This is a genomic window from Streptomyces sp. NPDC102437 (assembly GCF_044765565.1).
Lineage (GTDB): Bacteria > Actinomycetota > Actinomycetes > Streptomycetales > Streptomycetaceae > Streptomyces.
Genome location: NZ_JBIWKI010000086.1, coordinates 1 through 12049 on the forward strand (window position 1 = coordinate 1; position 12049 = coordinate 12049).

Annotated in this window: 16 protein-coding genes; 13 read left to right on the plus strand and 3 right to left on the minus strand. The window is 68.5% G+C overall.

What is annotated here, in order from left to right:
* Positions 1-339: 339 nt before the first annotated feature.
* Positions 340-1017: a hypothetical protein gene (locus ACIRJP_RS40665; protein ID WP_404185994.1), complete on the plus strand. Its 678-nt coding sequence runs from the start codon at positions 340-342 to the stop codon at positions 1015-1017.
* 135 nt (positions 1018-1152) lie between these two features.
* Here the strand turns inward: ACIRJP_RS40665 and ACIRJP_RS40670 are convergent, their stop codons facing one another.
* Positions 1153-2226 carry a protein kinase family protein gene (locus ACIRJP_RS40670; RefSeq protein ID WP_404185996.1) on the minus strand — a complete coding sequence of 358 codons (1074 nt, stop codon included), beginning with the start codon at positions 2224-2226 and terminating at the stop codon, positions 1153-1155.
* 154 nt (positions 2227-2380) lie between these two features.
* Here ACIRJP_RS40670 and ACIRJP_RS40675 point away from each other — a divergent pair, with 154 nt between their 5' ends.
* The 5 genes from ACIRJP_RS40675 (at position 2381) to ACIRJP_RS40695 (ending at position 4345) form a co-directional block, all read left to right on the plus strand.
* A complete protein-coding gene (locus ACIRJP_RS40675) occupies positions 2381-2728 on the plus strand; it encodes an NUDIX domain-containing protein (RefSeq protein WP_404185998.1) in 348 nt (115 codons plus the stop codon).
* A 1-nt stretch (position 2729) separates the two neighbouring features.
* The gene (locus tag ACIRJP_RS40680; RefSeq protein WP_404186000.1) at positions 2730-3020 is read left to right on the plus strand and encodes a hypothetical protein; all 291 of its coding nucleotides are present in this window, start codon (positions 2730-2732) and stop codon (positions 3018-3020) included.
* Between the two features lie 124 nt (positions 3021-3144).
* Positions 3145-3762, plus strand: a complete 618-nt coding sequence (locus tag ACIRJP_RS40685) for a hypothetical protein (RefSeq protein ID WP_404186002.1) — start codon at positions 3145-3147, stop codon at positions 3760-3762.
* Positions 3759-4112, plus strand: a complete 354-nt coding sequence (locus ACIRJP_RS40690) for a hypothetical protein (protein WP_404186004.1) — start codon at positions 3759-3761, stop codon at positions 4110-4112. The genes ACIRJP_RS40685 and ACIRJP_RS40690 overlap by 4 nt, the downstream gene beginning before the upstream one ends.
* A complete protein-coding gene (locus ACIRJP_RS40695; protein WP_404186006.1) occupies positions 4109-4345 on the plus strand; it encodes a hypothetical protein in 237 nt (78 codons plus the stop codon). Before ACIRJP_RS40690 ends, ACIRJP_RS40695 begins: the two co-directional genes overlap by 4 nt.
* Positions 4346-4425: 80 nt before the next feature.
* On the opposite strand, the gene fabV is transcribed toward ACIRJP_RS40695, so the two are convergent.
* The gene (gene fabV, locus ACIRJP_RS40700) at positions 4426-5634 is read right to left on the minus strand and encodes an enoyl-[acyl-carrier-protein] reductase FabV (protein WP_404186008.1); all 1209 of its coding nucleotides are present in this window, start codon (positions 5632-5634) and stop codon (positions 4426-4428) included.
* A gap of 292 nt (positions 5635-5926) precedes the next feature.
* Between fabV and ACIRJP_RS40705 the strand changes: the two genes are divergently transcribed.
* The 7 genes from ACIRJP_RS40705 to ACIRJP_RS40735 all read left to right on the plus strand — a co-directional run bounded on the left by ACIRJP_RS40705 (position 5927) and on the right by ACIRJP_RS40735 (position 10293).
* Positions 5927-6082 (plus strand): hypothetical protein, encoded by a 156-nt coding sequence (locus tag ACIRJP_RS40705; RefSeq protein WP_404186010.1) that lies wholly within the window; start codon positions 5927-5929, stop codon positions 6080-6082.
* 138 nt (positions 6083-6220) lie between these two features.
* A complete protein-coding gene (locus ACIRJP_RS40710) occupies positions 6221-6472 on the plus strand; it encodes a hypothetical protein (RefSeq protein ID WP_404186012.1) in 252 nt (83 codons plus the stop codon).
* Between the two features lie 702 nt (positions 6473-7174).
* Entirely contained in the window at positions 7175-7321 is a 147-nt protein-coding gene (locus tag ACIRJP_RS40715) for a hypothetical protein (RefSeq protein WP_404186014.1), read from the plus strand.
* A complete protein-coding gene (locus ACIRJP_RS40720; RefSeq protein ID WP_404186016.1) occupies positions 7318-7764 on the plus strand; it encodes a hypothetical protein in 447 nt (148 codons plus the stop codon). Before ACIRJP_RS40715 ends, ACIRJP_RS40720 begins: the two co-directional genes overlap by 4 nt.
* Complete coding sequence (locus ACIRJP_RS40725) at positions 7757-8203, plus strand: hypothetical protein (RefSeq protein WP_404186018.1); 447 nt, start codon at positions 7757-7759, stop codon at positions 8201-8203. The genes ACIRJP_RS40720 and ACIRJP_RS40725 overlap by 8 nt, the downstream gene beginning before the upstream one ends.
* 819 nt (positions 8204-9022) lie before the next feature.
* On the plus strand, positions 9023-9727 hold the full coding sequence (locus ACIRJP_RS40730; protein ID WP_404186020.1) for a hypothetical protein: 705 nt from the start codon (positions 9023-9025) through the stop codon (positions 9725-9727).
* A gap of 2 nt (positions 9728-9729) precedes the next feature.
* Complete coding sequence (locus ACIRJP_RS40735; RefSeq protein WP_404186022.1) at positions 9730-10293, plus strand: class I SAM-dependent methyltransferase; 564 nt, start codon at positions 9730-9732, stop codon at positions 10291-10293.
* Between the two features lie 690 nt (positions 10294-10983).
* On the opposite strand, the gene ACIRJP_RS40740 is transcribed toward ACIRJP_RS40735, so the two are convergent.
* A complete protein-coding gene (locus tag ACIRJP_RS40740) occupies positions 10984-11424 on the minus strand; it encodes a glycine-rich domain-containing protein (protein WP_404186024.1) in 441 nt (146 codons plus the stop codon).
* Positions 11425-12049: the final 625 nt, after the last annotated feature.

Sequence of the window (12049 nt, forward strand, 5' to 3'; positions counted from 1 at the left end):
AGAAGACACGACGTGTCATCTCTACTGCGGAAGAAGCTCCTTCACGCCTGACCAGCGGAAACCCAGCTATCACAGCCGGAAAGACAACGGCTTCTGAACCAACGCGAACAGCTCCAGGCCTCGCCCCCACGCCGCAACCGCAACGAGGCCTCCGTCCAGCGCACCATCGCCGCCTTTCCACCCCGAATCAGCGACGAACTCGGTACCTGGGTCAGGGTCCTGCGCGGAGCCACCCGCTCCCACCACCTCGCCACCGACTACGGCACCATACGCCGCTACCTCAGCTACCTGGCCACACCACTGGCTGACTGGACCAGCCTCTACACCAGCCTGCGTCAAGTGACCAAGACCGACGTCACCACCGCCGTCACCGCGGTCAAAGGCCCGCGCGCCCACGAGCGTGCGGTGGCCCTCCGGTCGCTCTTCCGCGCGCTGAAGCACGCCAAGCTCGTCTTCGCCGATCCCACCCGCGGCCTGCACGTCACCCGCCGCGAACTGCTGCCCGCCACCCTGGCCCCCGATCGGCTCGCCGGGCTCCTGGACGCGAGCACCAATCCCGCCAACCGCCTGGTCCTCGCGCTGACTGCCCTCCACGCAACCAACGGCCCGGACCTGCGCGACCTCACCCTCTCCGACGTTCTGCTCGCCCGCCGGCAACTTCTGATCCGCCGCCCCCACGGCCGTCACGTCGTCCACCTCGACGACACCACAAACGCTCTACTGCACGCATGGCTCCGCCACCGACACCGCCGTTGGCCACGTACCGCCAACCCCTACCTCCTCATCACCCAGCAGACAGCCAGTACCACCGACCCCGTCTGCACGGACTACATCTACAAGCGCTTCACACCCACCGGTGTGACTATGCGTGCTGTTCGCGCAGACAGAATCCTGGACGAAGCCCGCGAGACTGAGGACCCGGTCCACCTCGTCCGTGTCTTCGGAATCTCCGTCACCACTGCCATGAAGTACATCCACGCGGCTCATCCTCACCGCGGCGGCCCCGTCCCTCGCTGACGGAAGAAGGCCCGGCGGAAGCTGTACGGAGCTTGACGGCTGCGGGGCAGAACTGCTCTTCCAGACTCTGGCCGGACGCGAGGAGAAGCCGAATACGCCCAGGCCAGAACAGTGGTGAGGCAGGTCCTCACCTTCTCAACGATGATCGCCGCCCAGCGCTCGCTGAACCTCGGCTGCGGGGAAGGGGGTGCGCTTGCTTTGTGTGACCAGGCGGTGGTGGAAGTCGTCCAAGACGATCGCGTGCCGCGCGTGCCGGCCGATGATCGCGCCGACGTCGTTCGGAACGGCAGAGGGTCGGTGGCCTGCAACCCATTCGCGCAGGAAGGTCCCGTGGTCGGCGCCACCACGCACGCTGTCGGGAAGGTGATGGCGAAGCAGGTGGCCCGGTGCGTAACAACGGTCGTACACGAGGTGATCGGCCAGGAAGGCGTCCTCCTCCGCCGAGAGTTCGAAGTCCCGGCTCAGGGCCAGCCCGAAGTCAGTGAAGTACACCTGCCGGCCATCGGTCAGCAGGTTGGAGAAGTGCGCGTCGAAGTGGACCAGCCCCCGCGCGCTCATGAAGTCCGTTCCCCGGTGCAGCTCGTCCTCTACCCATAGGTAGGGCGACTGGCCTCCTCGCTCCTGCCAGGCCACGTTCCGTGCCGCGCCGAGCCACCCGCCCAGTGTCTGGGGCACATGCTCCAGGAAGAGCACCAGGCTGAAGGATGACCGCCCGATGGCTTCCAGCCTGCGGCGGACCGCCGGCGACCCATCCCAATGCACCACGGCCCCTTCAAGGCCCCCGAACTCGTCGGCGAAGCCGGTGGGAGGACTGTCCGGCAAGACCCGCCAGTGATACAGCAGCGGGAACCCCGCGTACTGGTCTGTCAGCACCCAGCCTGTTGCCAGGATGTGCGCTGCCAACTCTCGCCAGGCACCGAACCCCGCCGACCCCACCCCGTACTGATAGAAAAGGGGAAGATCGAACAGGTTAGCCGTCGACCGCACGTGCTCTGGCTGCAACTCCATGTCGGTCAACGGGACCCGCTTGACGAAGACGCGCCTCCCCGCCACCTGCATCTCCGCCGACCTGCCGCCGATGCCAGAACCGAGACTCGCCGCAGCAGCCACCGCATTTTCAAGCCGCCGGTCACTGATCAGGGACAGCCGTGCACCCACGTCCGCATACGCGGACACTCGCGCAGAATGCCCTGATTCGGTCGCATCCATGAGCAGCTCCAGACTGACATCGCAACTGACTGTTGTTGATCATGGCAGCCAACTTATGTGACTCCCGCTACGTCCCCTTGAAGCACCACGGCCATCCAGAGTCTGTTCGACCGCGAACCCGCCATACTCATAGTTGTCGCTGAACCACTCACGCGTGGGTTCGTGCGACACCCCCGGCCAGAAATCAGCGAACCCGCCTGCTTCGCCGGGAGGTCACGTCGAAGGCGGAGAGACCAGCCTGGCCGCCGCCGCGCGCGAGCTGGAGGAAGAGGCCGGCATCGCCGTCCCCCTCGCCGGCCTGCGACAGGTCGGTGCCTTCGACGACCCCGGCCGTGACCCGCGCGGCCGGTACATCAGCGTCGCCTACACGGCCACCCTGCCTGCGCCCGTGCCGCCGACGGCCGGGGACGACGCCACCGCCGCCCGCTGGTGGCCCTTGAACGCGCTCCCCGACCTCGCGTTCGACCACGCCGACATCCTCGCGGCCGCCGCGGCCCGTTGACGTGAGCGCCCGCCACCTGCGCGCTGCCCTGCTGCTCGCCGCCGCCGTCCCGCTCACCGTGGCGACGGCCGCCGTCGTGCTCAGGGCCAGCCACCTCAAGCTCTACGCGGACCGGCACCGCATCGAGATCACCGCCCAGCCCCGGCCGGACTGCCCGCCCTGCCGCGGCGAGGGCGGCTGGTGGACCGGCGGTGCCTTTCCCGAGATGGAGGCGTGCGGCTGCTGGTCCGACCGGCGAGAGATCCGCATCCGGCTCCTGCCCGTCCCGGGATGGGACGAGCCGCCCTTCTGAACACCGCTGTCCCCGGCCGGACTCCGGCCTGGGACAGCGGCACACGGGGCGACCGCAGCATCGGCAAGAGGCCGGCCGCCCCGCACACCCCACCCCGAACACCGAGATGAGGAGCACACCCAGCATGACCGATCGCCTCCGCGCCATCGAGGGCCTCGCCCTGGCTGCCGCCCTGACCGCCGTCTTCGACGGAGTCCACAGCTTCGGGGACCAGTTCGTGCAGCGGGAACGCGACGCGATGACCAAGGGGATGCATGGCTCCCACCTGGTCTACAAGAACGACGGCTCCCCGGTGGAAGAGAACCCCTGGCGGCACGGCAAGGAAGGCCGCACCTGCACCGCCAGCGCCTACGGCCGCCGCTCGGTGAGCCGACACGTCGCCTCCTACTCGGCCGTGCAGCTCGCTTCCACCCTCGCCGTCACCCGCACCGTCGGGTACCGCGTCCCCGCCAGCGCCCTGCTCACCGGCGCCGCGATCAACGCGATCACCCACGGAATCCTGGACAGGCGCGAACCGCTGCTCTGGCTCGCGGAGAAGGCCGGCAAGTCCGGCTACATCAAGCACGCCACCGTGGTCCGCAAGGCCGGCGGCGAGGGCACCGAGTACCCCAAGGCCGTCCAGGAGGTCTCCGGTCCCGGGACCGCGCTGATGGAGTTGGACCAGGCGGCGCACCGCGCGATCGGCGTGGCCGCCGCCCTGGTCACCGCCTGGATCACGCTGCGCAAGGGCGACCGCCGGTGACCCCCGCCGCCCGTACCCGGCTGGAGCGCGTCCGCGCTTCGGCCGGGATCGTGAAGCTCGCCGTTCAGCAGATCGAGGACGAACTGGGCGGTCCGATCGACGCCGAGTTCCTCGCCGAGACGCTGCGCGAGCTGTTCGACGAGGCCGACCCCAAGGGCGGCGTCCTCGGCTCGCTCAACCAGCTGCTGACGATGGCCTCCCGGGTCGCCGCGCTCACCCCGCTGGACGGCGAGGACTCCGAGTCCGCCTCCTGCGCGATCGAGGAGGCCGCGGCCTTCACCCTCGACTCCGCCGGGATGCGCCTGCACCTGGCCACCTCCACCCTCCACCCGCAAGGAGAACGCCCGTGAAGACCACCTTCGAAGGCACCATGCAGCCGCTCGACACGACCATCCCCGACCCGGCCCTGATCGTCCTGATCGGCGCGGCGGGGAGCGGCAAGAGCACCTGGGCGAGCACCTGGGCGAGCACCTGGGCGAGCACCTGGGCGAGCACCTGGCCGTCCACGCAGGTCCTGGAGCTCGATCAATTCAGGGCGATGGTCTCGGACTCCTTCTCTGTCAAGTTCTGCGTGTTGAGTTGAGGTTGCGGCACACGGGCTAGGCAGGTAGCCGCGGTTGGCGACGCGATTTACGACACGATCGCGGGCGTACGTGACGCGGGTCAGATGGTGAGAGCGGGCCAGGGGACGTCGGTTTCGACGGCGGCGGTGTAGTCGACGCCGGGGACAGAGAAGCCGTAGAGGCGGCGGACTTCGTCGCTGAACCAGTCGAGGTCGGCGAGTTCGGTGATGGTGTCGCTGGTGGCGCTGCTCCAGCGTTCGGCGACGGCGTTCTGCACCACGGGGTCGAGTTCCCAAGTGTCGAGGCGAACCCGGCCCTCGTCGTCGAGGTCGAGGGGGCGGGCGCCGGTCAGCTGGTCCCACAGCTCCACCAGTTGGCCGATCGGGGCCACCATGGCGTCGCCGAGGACGCCGCGCAGCAGCCCGACGTACAGGGCGATGCCGGGGATGGCGGTGGAGGACTGCGTGACGGCAGCGGCGTTGACCGAGGTCACGGCCCGGCCACCCACGGTCTTGCCGAGGCGCTCGTCCAAGGTGCGCGCGGTGGCTTCCAGATGGGACTTCGCGGCGCCGATGGTGCCCTGCCGGTAGATCGCCGCGGTGAGGGGCGAGCCGATGTAGGACAGGGCGGCGGTGGCGAAGCCGTCGGCGAGCAAGGACCGGTCGGCCAGGAACGTGATCCACCGTTCCCAGTCGGTGCCGCCCATCACCGCCACGGTCTGCTCGATGTCGTCGCCCTCGGCCGGCGCGGTGGTGACCTCTTTCACCTCCGGGGCACCGTGCTCGTCGAAGACGAGGGTCTTGGTGGTGTACGGCGAGCCGATCGGCTTGAGGGCCGAGGCGTACATAGTGCCGGTGTCCGGGTCGGTGCGGCGAGGCGCGGCCACTGAGTAGATCAAGAAGTCGAGTCGTCCCCCGAACCGCTCGGCAAGGAGGTCGGCAACCTGCTCCTTCACCGTGTCGCTGAACGCATCGCCATTGAGGAAGACCATGTCCCGCCCGTGCTGTTGGGCGAGCCGGGCGGTGGCGGCGGTGCGATACCAGCCGGCCGTGCCGGTGCGCCGCGCGGGCGCCTTCTCGAAGCACACGCCGATGCCACGGATACCGACATGGGCCAGGCCTGCGATCGTAGCGGCCAGGCCATACCCGGCGGAGGAGCCGATGACCAGGGCTACCGGCCCTTCGCCCTTGGCAGTGACCGGGGCAGGGACGGCCTGCCACATCTCGTCCACCAGCTGTCGACAGCCGCCAGGATGGGAGTCGAGGAACAGGAAGCCCCGGCTCTTGGGCGCAATGACGCATTCGCTCACGGTGTGGTGCCCCAGGTGTCGTCACGGACAAGGACGCGGCGGCCGTCTCGGCCACCCCGTCCTGTAAGTCTGCGGCCGTGCCGATGAACGCGGTGATCTTGACCGGCACAACGATGTCTAGCCGGCCTTGGAGGGTTCCACTAGCTCTGTCGGGGGCAGCTGGCGGGCACCCAAGTCCCATCCCGCGGAGTAGGACCGAGCCTGCCGACCGGCAGGATGGTCTCGGCCTGGAGTCCACTGGCTGGGAGGCTTGCCGGACTAGCACGAGAGGTCGGGCGGTCCGGCGGGTGCGGTGTACTACCTCGCGACCCGGCCCGACGGCACCGTCCCGCCCACCGCCGGCCACGCCAACGAGTACCCCAACAAGGCGGCCGACCTCATCCCGACCGTCAACATCGCCGATCACATCGGCGAAACCGTCGACCACCCCACCCCCGGCAGGCCCTGATACGACGAGAGCCCTTTCAGTTACTTCCGGACCTACACCCGGCCCGGTGAGATCCTCAAACGCGTCGAGTGGCCGGCGCGACTGTGGGTCGTCGAGCCGCTCGGGCAGACCGGCACCTGGGGCGGGTACTCGTACTGGGTGCTCTGCCACCGGCTGCGGGTGATCGAGGAGGCCGAGCCGCGGCACGCCTTCGGACACCGCGGCGCACAGGTCCTCGCCACCCTCGCCGAGCTGCCCACCCTCATCCGGCAGTGGGCCGGGGAATGGGCCGCCGACCCCGAGCGCACCCGCCGTACCTACGACGCCTGGACCCAGCGGATCACCAAGACCCACGCCCTGGACTGGTGGGCCCCTGCCGGGTGCAGTACTCCCGGCGCGAGGCCGGCCTGACCACCGCCGACCGGCTCGCCGTCACCGCCACCGAGCAGGCCGTCGCCGACGCCGCCCCCCGAGGCCGCCGAGGCAATCCGTCTGCGCGCCCGCTGCCTGATCGCCGGTCAGCTCATGCACGACGAGCGAATGGTCCGCGGACTGCTGCTCGGTACCGGACTCGATACCCCGGCCCCCGTCCCGGCCTGATCACACCGCAGCCTGGCTCCGATCAACTCACCGGAAGGGAACGGACATGACGCGTCCAACGGCCCCGACGCGGCCGGTCTGGAAGTGCGCCGAGTGCGACACGAACAACGACTTCGCCACCGACCTGCAGTGCATGGTCTGCGGCCGTGGCCGCCCGGTCTGCCGGGTCCGCCTTAACCTCCCCGTCCCCGGCCACGTCCCCAGGCGGCGCGGAGTGCTGCGGTGCCCCCGCCGGTACAGCCCGAGCGCACCGGCTGAGGGATGACTGACCTCACCTACGTCCGCGCGGCCGCCGGGTGGCGCCTGGTGCTGGGATGTCTCCGCTGCCCCCCTGCACGAACCGGTTCCCCACCCGGACGCATCACCAGTTCTGACCAACCCCACTGAGTAACCCGCCCCAGTGTGGTGCGCTCGGCGGCACCACACCGGCACACCCTGCGCCCGTCGGCGCGTCGCAGTAACCGGGTAGGCCGGACCGCGAACACGAACCCACCCACCGGAAGGAAGTCACCCATGTCTCGCCAGCAGTTACCCACCCTTGAGCGGAGGCTCGGCTCCGCGAAGCGGGAGCTCGGTCTCCCCGTCGTTGTCGCGATCTGCGGCTCCACCCGCCGTACGAACGGCCTGCTCATCACGGCAGGAACGGAGGCCGGACGGTGACCCAGGACCCCTTCGAGGTCGCGGGCGACCTGTGGCGCAGGCTCGTCGAGCACCAGCCCGCCGTAGCGGCCGCGATCGCCCTTCGGCTGCGGGCGCTGCCCGAGGACTGGTCGGCTCGGGAGCTCTGCGTCACCCGCCCCGAGGCCGCGCTCACCATCGCCTCGTCCGGCCCCGAGCACCGGGTGGAGGTCCTGCCGTACGAGACCGACGTGGAGTTCTGCGGCGCGTGCTGCGAGGCCGAGGACGACTTCTGCCGGTACCACAAGGGCATCTCGGACGGATACCAGATGCTCAGCCAGCCGCTACTGGACGCCGCCAAGCTCGACCATGACGTCACCGTCCGCGCCATGCTCCAGCGCCTCGCCGACGCCGAGAACGCCCACGAGAGCGGCGCCATCGAAGATGCCGTCGACCAGCTGACCAAGGAGAACACCGATGGCTGAAGCCACCCAGCCCAACTACGCCCTTTCCCCCGAGCGAATCGCGGACGCCGTCGCCGTACTACGGAAGGCACAGGAAGGCGACCAGGAGGCACACCGAGACCTTCGCGAGTACTTCCCGGAGTACGAAGGACTCGTGATGCAGACCGATCAGGCCCGCTACCTCGAACTCGCCGCCAGCGCCGGGTTGGTGGCGACGCACCTCCTGATCACCGAGTGCGGGGGATGGGGTGCCTCGGTGGAAACCTCCACCTCGAACTTCGAATTGCCGCTCGCGTCCGTGGCTCTCGGGGACTACGCCAGCAGGACCGAGGCGATCCGAGAGGCTGCGCGCGCTGCGACGGACAACGGATGGATGCTCGACCCCGAACACCAGTGGTCCGATTTCGACTGTGGTGGCGGGGAAGTCCACATCCCGATTCACGCGCGGCCGACACACTGACTGACGTCCTGGCGCCCCGGCCCCGTGCCGGGGCGCCAGACCGTTACCGAGAAATGAGGAGCACCCTGACGGCCGGCAATCTCCTGGATCGGTGAGCTGCCCCCGCGGGCCGGCCGCCCGTCGGCGCGCCCGGGCCCGGCAGCCGTTGCCGCATCCCCCGCAGGGCGGACGGAGGGCGGCTTGCCGAGCCCCGGACCGGCTTGCTCGGCCTGCGGACCGGGCGGGGGCGGACGGCCCGCAGGGACGCGGCCGGGGAGGGACAGCGCCCCTGCCCGTCGGCATCGTCGGGCAGGGGGCAAGGACGTTCCAGGCCGCGTCGTTCTTTCAGTGCCGCCCAGCGGGCCACGAGAGCCAGGGGAACCGGGAAGGCCTGCCCGGCGGACACGGCAGAGAGTTGTACCGGCAGTTGCCTGAACAGTTGCCTGGACAGGTGGACCGAGAGTTGCACCGGAGGTACTACCGGAGGTGTGAACCCCCCTTTCGTGATCTTGAAGGTTTTCCCAGGTCAGACCACCTGGGCAAGCCTATTCTCTTCGCCGACACCTCTTTCTCCGCGATAGCCGGAGGAAGAGGCTTGATGTTCTGACGGCGCGGCCCGTCCACCCGTCCGCCTGGCCGACGCCCGTCTCCTCCGTACCCCGCACTGGCTTCGCTTCGAGGAGGCTCCCATTTTGATGAGAGTGCAGTATCTTTTTAGTGGTCGCTGTGAGCGGAGCGCCATGCGTTCGGCGTGCCTCTTGCTGCGGCCCTCTCCCCATACCTCGGGCGTCTGGATGCGCCAGCGGGGTCAGCCAACCAGCATCGAAGGAGCAATCAGCGGTGATCCATCCAAGCCGGAAGCATCTGGCGCGTACCCGGGAGTTGCTCGCTCGGGACATGGGCATGGCCATGGGCACGTTCCGGAACAAGAAGCCGTACGCTGCGGCCGGTTTCCCGAAGCCCATCAGCTCTGCTGGCGCACGCACCCTGTTGTGGGACGGCGGCCAGACCGCCGCCCACCTCGCTGGTGAGCCCGTGCCGGTTCTGCCGTCCGCTGACGACCCCGCCATGCTCTTGGACCGCCAGGAGGCCGCCGCCGAACTGGACGTGACGCCCCGGACCTGGGACGGGTACGCGACGGACCCGCGCATCGTGCCGCACTCGGTCGACATCCATGGCGTGGAGCACTGGCCGCGCAGCATCGTGCAGGCCTTCCGTGAGGACCGTCCCGGGAAGGCAGGTGCGTCCGGCCGGCCGAAGGGCAGCAGCAACGCGGTGCCCCGCGGCGAGCTCCGAGCCCGGGTGGCCGCCCTCCTCGACGCCGACCCGGCGGTCACGATCGCTGGCGTCCGCGAAACGGTCGGGGTCGCGCCCGCCACGGCCCAACGCGTGCTGGCCCAGCTCCGCAGTGAACGGATCGCCGCGCTCATGAAGACAGACCCCAGGCTCTCCGTCGACCAGGCCGCGGACCGGCTGGGCTACCCGCCGGCGGTCCGCCGCGCTGCGCGCGCAGCGGTCGCCGAGCACGCAGAGGAGGCGGCGTAGCCATGCACACGCTCGCGGCCCCGGATAGGTGGGAAGCCCACTATGCCGCCGGCCGGGACTTCCGACCCGTTCTGTGCGAAGAAGAAACGACGTTCGACCAGAACGTCGGACGGGGAATCGGCCTGACGGCACTCGACATCGGATGCGGGACCGGAGGGTTCGCCAGATTCCTACGAGAGCGCGGCTATTCGGTACTCGGAGTCGACTACGCAGAAGCCGCCGTCTCCCGGGCCACCTCCCGGAGCCAAAACACCACCGACATCTCTTTCCAATGCTGGAACGCGGAAGGAGGCCAATGGACAGGAATTCCAACCTACGACCTGATTTCCTGCCGCCTCAGCTACGCCTTCATTCAAAACAAAACGCAATTCCTGAATAACGTCAAAACGCATCTCCCGACCGGCGGGGTGTTCTACGTAATGACGCCCCTGTCAGATAACCTGCCCCCAGAAAGAAGAAGAACCGGAATCTCAGCGGAAGAGATCGAAGAACTTTGCGACGGCTGGACCGCCGTCAAGGAAACCGAACTCGACATCCATCACGCCTGCTACGCCCTGACCCGCTGAGAATCCTCGAAGCTAAGATCAGACCGGTGTACGGCCAAGGCACGGTGTTGCCGCGTGGGACCGTACGCCAGTGGTGGTTGGCTGTGGGCCGCTAACCCTCCGCCGCACGCCGGCGGACCGGCCACCACGTCAGTTGCGATGCCCCGGACGCCATCCCACCAGTGGCGCGAAGTCCGGGGCATCGCCATTGGGCAGCAACAAGGGGCGCAGAGCCCACCGTTCGTAGTGCGATCTTGACCCGCACGCCGTGCCTAGATCCGAGTGCGACAGGGAGCGCGGGAGGGGACGGACGGGGCGCAGCACGGGGCGAGGCATGGGGCGCAGCACAGACTTGGGTTTTCCGGGGGTCGGTGTGTCCGGGGTGGGGCGCTCCGCGCCCCTGCGCCGCCGGGTGGGGCTCCGCTGCGCTCCGCCCCACCGGCCCCCCGCGTGCCAGGGCCGCTCCGCGGCCCTGGACGGGCGCTCCGCGCCCTCACGCGCTGCGGGGAATGGCAGTCCGGTCACCGGGTGCGCTCCGCGCCCCCGGCAACCTCGCTCCGCGCTGCCATTCCCCTTGCCTGCCGCTCCGCGCCAGGGGGTTATGCGGCGCAGGGGCGCGGAGCGCCCACCCCGGACACACCGACCCCCGGGCCGCCACTCTTGGTGACGGCCCGGGGGCGTTCATTCACTGCGGTGCTGACGGATTACGGCTTAGTGGCCGTCCTCCCCGGGGCGGCACGGCGTGCACTCCATCGCATCCTTCTCCCACAGCGGCCAGTCGACCTTGAAGCCGTTCGCCTCGATGATCTTGGCCGTGTTGAAGACGGAGCCGTCACCCTTGCGCTCCACCTCCGGGATGTGGTCGAGGAAGCCGCCGTTCATGTACTCCGCGCAGAACTCGCGGTAGTTCTTCGTGTCCAGGATGAAGACGTGAACGCCGTGATCCACCAGCTGACCCGGACCCATGCCGAGGCCACGCCCACGCATCTCCATCGCGGTGATCAGGTAGGCGACCGCCTGCCCGAAGATGCGCTCAGCCATGACGATGTCAAAGGGGTAGTCACGCATGAGGAGGGCGATTTCCTTTGCCCAGACCTCCGGTGAAACGAACGACTTCGGGTCTCGCGTTTCGACCTGAATCTCGGTTCCCATTTCCTGGTTCCTTTCTTGTTGGTGTTTTTCGTGGTGTCTGGGGCCGCTATCCCCTGACATGAATAAGATACCGCACTAGTGTCACTGACGCCATGGGATAACTGGATTACTTCCATCGAGATTTTGATGCCCCGTCAGGCGCAGTGCATTGTGCGATGTATAGCGAGCAGCCATCCGGGATGAATTCAGAATTCATCCCGGATGGGTTTCCGACGCAGAGCCAGGCGCGAGTGGTGGTGTGTGCTGATTCCGGAATCCATCTGGGATATGTTTTGACGCACGGTTCTTGAGGGGGCGTGAGGCGGCTAGGTGGTGCGTGCTGATTCCCAATCTCATCTGGGGTCAGGTTTTGACGCACTGTCTGGATGGGCATGGTGGGGGAGAGTTCCGAGTGTCCTGCCCGATCCTCACATTCCGTCACATTCCGTCCCGACCGAGGCCACCCCTCCACCTAGCCAGCTGCCCGCGTAGCGGGCTCTGAGCAGCCACGGAGTGGATGCTCAGAGGTCAGCGCGGAGCGCTGACCTTCACTCAGGGCCACGGAGTGGACCGGAGTCCGGCGGGCGAAGCCCGCCACGGTACCGCCCCCGAGGAGATCGGGAGAGCACACCTCGGAACAACACTC